The sequence below is a fragment of the Methanobrevibacter sp. genome (assembly GCF_045126245.1).
Classification (GTDB): Archaea; Methanobacteriota; Methanobacteria; order Methanobacteriales; family Methanobacteriaceae; genus Methanocatella.
This window is the reverse complement of sequence record NZ_JBGVOG010000098.1, coordinates 1-7993: the sequence shown is the minus strand read 5'-3', so window position 1 is coordinate 7993 and position 7993 is coordinate 1. Positions and strand designations below refer to the sequence as shown.

Below are 7993 nucleotides of genomic sequence, written 5' to 3'. Positions count from 1 at the left end.
GAGGTTGATTTGGGTTCTGATGATGATTATATTTATGTTGATCACAGCAATGATGATGAACGCATTTTAAAAGATGAGGAAGAGCCAGTTATTTATGATGCAAAGGATGAAGTTAAAAAATCTGTTAAGAAAGAGAAATCTGATTTAAATGATGATGAAAAACCTAAAGTAAGTTTTTCAGATAAAATCAGATTTGCTTCTGAAAATTCCAATCGTGAAGAAGATGTTGATGGGCCTGAGGTTGATTTGGGTTCTGATGATGATTATATTTATGTTGATCACAGCAATGATGATGAGCATGTGCTGGAAGATGAGGAAGTGCCAATTTTTGATGTAGATGACAAGGCTGAAAAACCTGCGGGTAAACAAAAAGCTGATTTGAATGTTGATGATGAGATTGAGGTTGATTTGGGTTCTGATGATGATTACATTTATGTTGACCACTCAGAGTATGAAACCAAAGAGGACTTTACTGAGGAGGTAAACAGAAAAGCAGAATTTGGGCAAAATGAAGAGTCACAAGAAATTGCTGAAAAAACCAATGCATCCCAAAAATCAAAAATGAAAGATAAAATCAACTCATTTATTTCTGATGTCATTTCAGGTGAATCACAACTTGAAACTGAAGAAATTGAAACATTCCGCAGCGAAGTTATTGAGGAAGATGATGAGCAATTGCATAAACCTGCTCCAAAGGATGAATTTGTTGTTGAAGCTGAAATTGTTAACGGTGAAGAGGAACTCAATATATTCAACGATGAATTGCCTGATTTAAACAATGACGTATCATTTGATGAGTCTCAAGATGACTATGGGGATGATTTTGAAAATCTTGAAAGGCCAACTCCAAAATTCGACTATGAGGATGATGAGGAGCTTAACATTTTCACTGATGAATCACTTAAATTTGATGATGACATTAGAAAAGAGGCAACAAGAGTGGTTGATGATGCCGTAAGTGAATTCATGGATGATGTATTTAAAAATAATGATTTGGAAGATGAAGTCTTAAAAGAAGACCCGCAAATCAAGGAAGAGGAAACTGATGATATTCCTGAGCAGGAAGTTCCTGAAGAGGTTTCTGCTGATGGAGTTACTTATTATAAAGGTTCTAATGATGTTACAAGCAAGTTAAGAAAGAACAATTTCTACTATGATGATGAGAAGCCAAGGTCTGTTAGGGAGTCCCTTAAAGGAATCAAGAAGGACATGAAATATATCAACAGGTCATTGAAAGAAATTGAAAATCCTACTCAAATTGATTATGTTTCTGTAGTCGACAGAACTGAAGAATACAATCCTGAAGACTACTTGAATATGCCAAGCGATGATGATTCACATATCATCATTGAAAAGGAAGAGGAATTGACATTTGCTGAAAAAGAAGAGAAGAGAATTGAAAGGGAATTGATGATGGAAGCCCTTCAAAAAGAGATTGATGATGATGAGAACGTTATTGTCACAGTTCATGAACAGCACAGAAGGGAAGAATTAAAAGATCAGGCGTTGGAGGATATTATTAAAACAGCCAATGACGATTACAGGGAAATTGAAAAGGAGAGGTATCAAAGCAACAATACCCTAAAATCATTTGACGATAAGAAACTTCCGGGCAAAGGAAAAATCGAAGACAGCATAACAGACTATGTTGAAGCGGCAGACATTGGATTGCATTCTCCTGATGACTTGTATAAAAGGCCATCTGCCGAAGTTGCCAAATCCATTGTAAATATTGTTGATGTGGAAGGGCCGATTCATGTAAAAGAGGTAATCAAAAGGGTTAAGGACAGCTGCAATATTAAAAGGGCAGGTTCCAATCTGAAAAAGGCAGTCAATGCAGCCATTGACGAAGCGGAAACTTCCGGTAATATAATAAAAATAGGAGAATTCCTATACGATGCAACAAACAACAGCATTCTTATTAGAAGAAGAAATAAACCTAACATAGAACTGATTTCAGATGAGGAAATCTCCAAAAACATTGAACTGGTACTGCTTCACAAACCAAACCTCACTCCAAAGCAGGTTGCAAAGGAAACTTCACGCAACTTCGGATTCAAGTCAACATCTAAAAAGACTTCCGATAGAATCATCAGTGTTTTGGATTTAATGATAGCAAACAACAAAGTTAAAATAACCAATGATACAGTTGAACTTAATTAGGGGGTTTTTTAAGTGTCTACAAAAGTCAAATCTCCCGATAATCTGCCAAGCAAGCCCGGTGTTTACATAATGCGCGACAGCACGGATACCATTATCTACATCGGCAAGGCAAAAAACCTCATAAAAAGGGTTAAATCTTATTTTAGAGAAAAGCTGGACAGGCCTAAAACTCAAATATTGATGAGTCATTTTGATAGCCTGGAATATATAGTCACAAACTCGGAAAAAGAGGCTTTGATTCTGGAAGCTACCTTGATTAAAAAGCATCGTCCGAGGTATAACGTTCAGCTGAAGGATGATAAAAGATATCCTTATGTAAAAATTACCAATGAGGAATTTCCAAGGGTTGTGATTACAAGAAACATTTCCAAGAACGGCATATATTACGGGCCTTTTACTGATGTCGGTTCGGTTAAGCAGACTGTAAAGTTTTTAAAGTCATTGTTTAAAATAAGGACCTGCCGCAATATGGACGGGCCTTGTCTCAACTATCAGATTGACTTGTGTTATGCACCATGTTCGGGCAATATCTCAAAAGAGGAATATTCGGAAATTATCAATAAGATTGACCTGTTCTTTCAGGGTAAATATTCGACAATAGTCAAAAATCTTAAGCGCGAAATGGCCGAAGCCGCAGAAAATGAAGAGTTTGAAAAGGCAGCAGTCATAAGGGATCAGATTGCTTCCATTGAAGAGATTATGGAAAAGCAGTTTGTGGATTTGGTTGACGATGACCTTGACCAGGATGTAATAGCCATTGCTCAGGATGAAGACGAGGTTGTGGTCATCATAATGCCAATCAGGAACGGCAAAATCGTTGGTCGTGATGATTTTCTGATGAGCGGTTCCCAGTATGATTCTTCCTCGGAGATATTATTTGCATTTATTCAGCAATATTATGGATACAACAGGCATGTTCCGAAGCAGATTCTTTTGGATGAGGACATTGATGATAGGCAATTGCTTGAGGAATGGCTAAGCGACCTGAGGGGAAATAAGGTTCACATTAAGGTACCCCAAAAGGGTGTAAAGCTGCGTCTTGTCAAGATGGCAAGTAAAAATGCCGAAATCATCAAGCATCAAAAGAAAAAAATGGGAAATGCATTGATAGAGCTTAAGAAATATCTGAAACTGGAAAGAATACCTCATGTCATTGAAGGATATGACATAAGTAACATTTCCGGCGAATTTGCTGTCGGTTCAAAAGTGTCTTTTAAAGAGGGAAAACCCAATAAAAAGATGTATAAACATTTCAGAATGGAAACTCCTGGTCCGAACGATTTTGCAATGATGGAGGAATTGCTGACCCGCAGATTAAAAATGGTCGATTCAGACCCCGAACCTGACCTGATAGTGATTGATGGGGGCAAAGGTCAGCTGGGCATGGCTTGCGGTGTTTTGGAAAAATTAAATCTTACTCATATTCCAATAATTGGGCTTGCAAAGGAATTTGAAGAGATATATATTCCAAACTCCAGTCGTCCAATCATTATTCCTAAAAATAATATAGCATTACACTTGCTTCAGCAAGTGCGTGATGAATCACACAGATTTGCCATTACGTATCATAGAAAACTTCGCAGTAAGAATATTCAAGCTTCTTCTCTTGACAATATTCCTGGAATTGGAAAAAAACGCAAAATTAATCTTTTAAAAGAATTTGGAACAATTGATAATGTAAAAAATGCATCAGTGAACGATTTAGCTAAAATTAAAGGCATGAATCAAAAAACGGCTGAAAATGTCTATAATTTTTATCACTAAATTTTAATCTAGTATTAGAAAAAATAAACTATTTTCAATTAAGTTTAAATATAAGTATTTTTATAATGTTTTTATAAGAATATAAAAGGTTTTATAACTATGGTCAAATGTCCAAGATGTGGCTATGACAATTCGCCCACATCTATGTATTGTGATAATTGTGCCTATCTTCTAGCTGACCCCAACAGTAGTGGGGATAACAGAAGACCGAATAGCTGGAGCATGGGCATTGCTAAAAAGATATTCATAATTTTGGGAATTATTATTATTGCTTTGTTGTTGTTTTCTTTTATCAGTAATGGCTCTCAACAGGATAGTCAATCATCTTTAAATGTTATTACTGATAATGGAAGTTTGGAGCATACATCTTCTTATCCGTATGTGGCAGTTATTAAATACAATGGTACTTGGTATTCTAAAATGGGAGATCCAAATTATCTCGTTGAAAGAATAGGTTATGGCACTGAAGAGATAACCCTTGACTGCGCATCATGGGATAAAGTATATATCCAAGCTCAAAAAGATGATTATGGTGAAGGTGAGCTTTCAATACAGCTTTTAAGAAACGGTAAGGTTGTAGCTGAAAATTCAACTACAAACGCTACAGGAAAGATTTCAGTTAGTTATAATTACAATTGATTGATTTTTTCTTCCAATAATTCCACTAATTCATCGGTTTTGTAAAGACGAATTTCCTGGTCTTCCTTATCTTTGAATATTTTGATAAATTTGATAAGGTCATTGCATAACTGGTCATATTGAATAGTAAGTGTGTTAAAGTTAGACAGTAGTCCGAATGCTTTTTCTTGATCCAATTTAGGATTGTCCTTCAATATCCTTTCAATATTGGCAAAATGTGTTTCAATCATAATTTTTTCTTGTTCCAAACTATCAACATATTCTTGAATCTTATTTTCGCTAGCCATATAAATCACTAATTTAATTGTATAATGATTAAAATATAAATAGTTTCACGAATAAAGATTTGTATATTATAGGGGCATTAAGAATGATAAAAGTTGAAAACGTAAGTAAAGATTATGAACTTGATGACGGTACTAAGGTAAAAGCCTTAAAGGATGTAAGCTTTGAAGTTAAGGAAGGGGAAATACTTGGAATCATGGGAAAAAGCGGTTCCGGTAAAACCACACTTCTGAGAGCCTTAAGAGGTGTTGAACATATTGACGCTGGAAGCATTACAGTTGGTAGCGACAGCGTTGATTCCAATTCTTCTCAATATTATTATAATAACCTTAAGAAGGTCACTGCAATTCACCTTCAAAGGTCTTTTGGTTTATGGCCAGATACTGTGAGGGAAAACGTTTTAAGAAAGTTATATGCGCGAGAATACTTTGACGAAGGCGACACCAATTTTGAAGTTGCCGAAAGTGATTTTGGAGATGAAGCCGATGAAATTCTGGAGCTTGTTTCACTCACTCATAAAAAGGACCATTACGCTTCCGTATTAAGCGGAGGTGAAAAGCAAAGACTTATTATGGCTCGCCAACTTGCAAAACAACCTAAAGCTTTACTTCTTGATGAACCTGCTACAATGGCATGCCCTAAAACAAAACAGGAAATATTGGATGCGGTAAAAAAAATCAATAAGGAGTTAAATATTACTGTTATTCTAGTCTCTCACTTGCCTGATGTTCAAAAATATCTTGCTGACAGGGTAATCCTGCTTGAAGACGGTGAAATTGTTGATGAGGGCTCACCTGATGAAATCTGTGATAAGTTCATGGAAGACATGGAACCTATTGTGGATATTGAAAACGTTCCGACCGATGAGGATGTTATTGAAGTCAAGGATGTCTTCAAGAGATTTTATCTCCTGACCGGTGGGGAAGTGTTGCAGATTGAAGACATTAACTTCAAGGTTCAAAAGGAAAATATCTTAAGCATTATAGGCCCTAGCGGCGCTGGAAAGACAGTGCTTTTGAGAATGCTAGGCGGTCTTGATGATCCTGATAAGGGAGAGGTATTGTATAACGTCGGCGGTGAATGGAATGACATAGACATTCCAGGTATGGGCCGTATGAAGATAAGGTCCAAATTGGGATTCATGCACCAGGAATTTGCATTGAGCCATTATGCAACTGTGTTAGATCAGCTGGCAGTGCGTTTAGGTTATAAAAATCAGGACATCATCAATGATGCTAAGGCCAGGGCTGAAAAGATAGGGCTTAGCGAGGAACTCCTGGACTCATTTTATCAGTTAACCGATTTGCCTGAAGTTGAAGCGAAGGAACGTTTAAGACAAGTCGGATTGGATGCTGAAATTTTAAATGACTTATTCCCTAAATTCCCTGAAACTGCAACCCGTGAAGCCGTAGCGGACATATTTGAAAGTCTTGATTTGGATTTGGATATACTGAACAGAAGGTCCTATGAATTGTCAGGAGGTCAAAAGGTACGTGTAATGCTTGCATTGATTTTAGTTTCAAGACCTGAATTCCTGCTTTTGGATGAGCCGTTTGGGGATTTGGATCCTGTTACATTAAGGACAGTTACCAATTCACTTAAAAAGATTTCCAAAAGGTATGGAATTACCGTTGTGATGATTTCCCACAATACCGACTTCATTAAGGAGCTTAGCAATAGGGCCGTATTTATGGATGACGGTAAAATCATCGATGACAGTGAGGACATAGACCAGATTGTAGGCAATTTCATTGATTTCTGCCATGCGGATTATCTTAAGGGAGCTAATTAAATGTTTGATATGATAATGGTTCCTATTGATGGGTCAGAATACAGTTTTGAGGCTGCAGACATTGCAATTGAAATTGCTAGGAGATTTTCATCAAAAATTGCGGCTGTCCATGTTCTGGAGGAATTTTCCTTTAACAGCTATGATTCCGAAGAGGACTCAGGAAATGCACTTCTTGGCAAGGTCACAAAAAAGGCTAATGAATCCGGTGTGGAGGTAGTTGAACATTTGCTTACTGCCGATGCATTGAGGGACATGAAGTTCATTGTTGACCAAACCCGTGCAGATCTGGTTGTCATTCATGCTCATGGGGCCAACAACAATAGATTCGTATCATTTGATGAAAATGAGGTTTCAGACACACAAATTGGTTCAGTTTCCGAAAGGCTTTTGAGAACTTCTGATGTTCCTGTCCTTTTGGTCAAATAATTTCTTTTTTATTCTTTTTTTTTAATTTAAAATCTGTTTTTTTACTATAATTTTAAATATTATAATAAACTAAGTATTATTAATATAAACTGTTATGTTTAAGGAGATATTTTATGATTGTTAAAGATTGGTGCTCATTCTGCGGAGAATGTGCTGGAGTTTGTCCAAGAAATTTGATTCAAGTTAGGGAATACGCTTTGGTATTCAACGATGATGACTGTAAGGATTGTGACACCTGCATTAAAGCATGTCCAATTGATGCATTAGAAAAAGAGGATTGATTAATATGATAGAAACTGATGTGATAGTAGTAGGTTCAGGACCTGCAGGTTCCAGTGCAGCAAAACACGCTGCATTAGGCGGAGCAAAAGTTATTTTAATGGATAAGAAATCTGAAATTGGTGCACCAAAAAGATGTGCTGAAGGTGTTTCAATTCAAGGATTGGAAAAATTGGGAATCGAACCGTCCCCACGTTGGGTAACCCAGAAGATTGAAGGGGTTAGGATACAGACCCCTGACGGAACTGATGTATGGTTGACCGAAGATCAGGTAAAAATACCTGAAGCAGGATACATTTTGGAAAGAAAAGTCTTTGACAAGCACATGGCGATGGATGCCGCAAGAGCAGGTGCTGAGATAAGAATCAAAACCCTGGTTACAGGAATCGACAAAATTGACGACGGATACATTGTATATACCGAATGCATGGGTGAAAAAATCGATTACAAATGCAGAATCCTTATTGCAGCCGACGGTCCTGAAGGCCATGTTGCAAGATGGGCTGGATTAAGGCCGGCTGCAAAACCAAAGGAAATGGAATCCGGTGTACAGTATGAAATGTGCAATGTGGAATTTGAAAAACCAGGTGTAATCGAATTTTACTTAGGCTCCTGCGCTCCTGGAGGATATGTATGGATTTTCCC

Annotated in this window: 8 protein-coding genes; 7 read left to right on the top strand and 1 reads right to left on the bottom strand. The window is 37.1% G+C overall.

Going from position 1 to position 7993, the window contains the following annotated elements; all coding sequences use genetic code 11:
• The 3 genes from ACJMLZ_RS07290 to ACJMLZ_RS07280 form a co-directional block, all read left to right on the top strand.
• Positions 1–2163 (top strand): DUF3320 domain-containing protein (locus ACJMLZ_RS07290; RefSeq protein WP_405304966.1); only part of this gene is annotated, 2163 nt, incomplete at its 5' end.
• A gap of 12 nt (positions 2164–2175) precedes the next feature.
• Complete coding sequence (gene uvrC / locus ACJMLZ_RS07285; RefSeq protein WP_405304965.1) at positions 2176–3927, top strand: excinuclease ABC subunit UvrC; 1752 nt, start codon at positions 2176–2178, stop codon at positions 3925–3927.
• A gap of 99 nt (positions 3928–4026) precedes the next feature.
• Entirely contained in the window at positions 4027–4566 is a 540-nt protein-coding gene (locus ACJMLZ_RS07280; protein WP_405304964.1) for a zinc ribbon domain-containing protein, read from the top strand.
• On the opposite strand, the gene ACJMLZ_RS07275 is transcribed toward ACJMLZ_RS07280, so the two are convergent.
• The gene (locus tag ACJMLZ_RS07275; RefSeq protein WP_405304963.1) at positions 4557–4853 is read right to left on the bottom strand and encodes a hypothetical protein; all 297 of its coding nucleotides are present in this window, start codon (positions 4851–4853) and stop codon (positions 4557–4559) included. The genes ACJMLZ_RS07280 and ACJMLZ_RS07275 overlap by 10 nt on opposite strands.
• A gap of 83 nt (positions 4854–4936) precedes the next feature.
• Between ACJMLZ_RS07275 and ACJMLZ_RS07270 the strand changes: the two genes are divergently transcribed.
• The 4 genes from ACJMLZ_RS07270 to ACJMLZ_RS07255 form a co-directional block, all read left to right on the top strand.
• On the top strand, positions 4937–6643 hold the full coding sequence (locus ACJMLZ_RS07270; RefSeq protein WP_405304961.1) for an ATP-binding cassette domain-containing protein: 1707 nt from the start codon (positions 4937–4939) through the stop codon (positions 6641–6643).
• A complete protein-coding gene (locus tag ACJMLZ_RS07265) occupies positions 6644–7069 on the top strand; it encodes a universal stress protein (protein ID WP_405304960.1) in 426 nt (141 codons plus the stop codon).
• A 113-nt stretch (positions 7070–7182) separates the two neighbouring features.
• Entirely contained in the window at positions 7183–7350 is a 168-nt protein-coding gene (locus ACJMLZ_RS07260) for a 4Fe-4S binding protein (protein WP_292609466.1), read from the top strand.
• Between the two features lie 5 nt (positions 7351–7355).
• Positions 7356–7993, top strand: a 638-nt coding sequence (locus ACJMLZ_RS07255) for an NAD(P)/FAD-dependent oxidoreductase (protein WP_405304959.1), incomplete at its 3' end; no start/stop codon positions are given.

What these genes read in the sequence shown, in the direction of transcription:
- ACJMLZ_RS07280 (WP_405304964.1), top strand. Translation starts at nt 4,027, where the DNA reads ATGGTCAAATGTCCAAGATGTGGCTATGACAATTCGCCCACATCTATG.
- ACJMLZ_RS07275 (WP_405304963.1), bottom strand. Translation starts at nt 4,853, where the DNA reads ATGGCTAGCGAAAATAAGATTCAAGAATATGTTGATAGTTTGGAACAA.
- ACJMLZ_RS07270 (WP_405304961.1), top strand. Translation starts at nt 4,937, where the DNA reads ATGATAAAAGTTGAAAACGTAAGTAAAGATTATGAACTTGATGACGGT.
- ACJMLZ_RS07265 (WP_405304960.1), top strand. Translation starts at nt 6,644, where the DNA reads ATGTTTGATATGATAATGGTTCCTATTGATGGGTCAGAATACAGTTTT.
- ACJMLZ_RS07260 (WP_292609466.1), top strand. Translation starts at nt 7,183, where the DNA reads ATGATTGTTAAAGATTGGTGCTCATTCTGCGGAGAATGTGCTGGAGTT.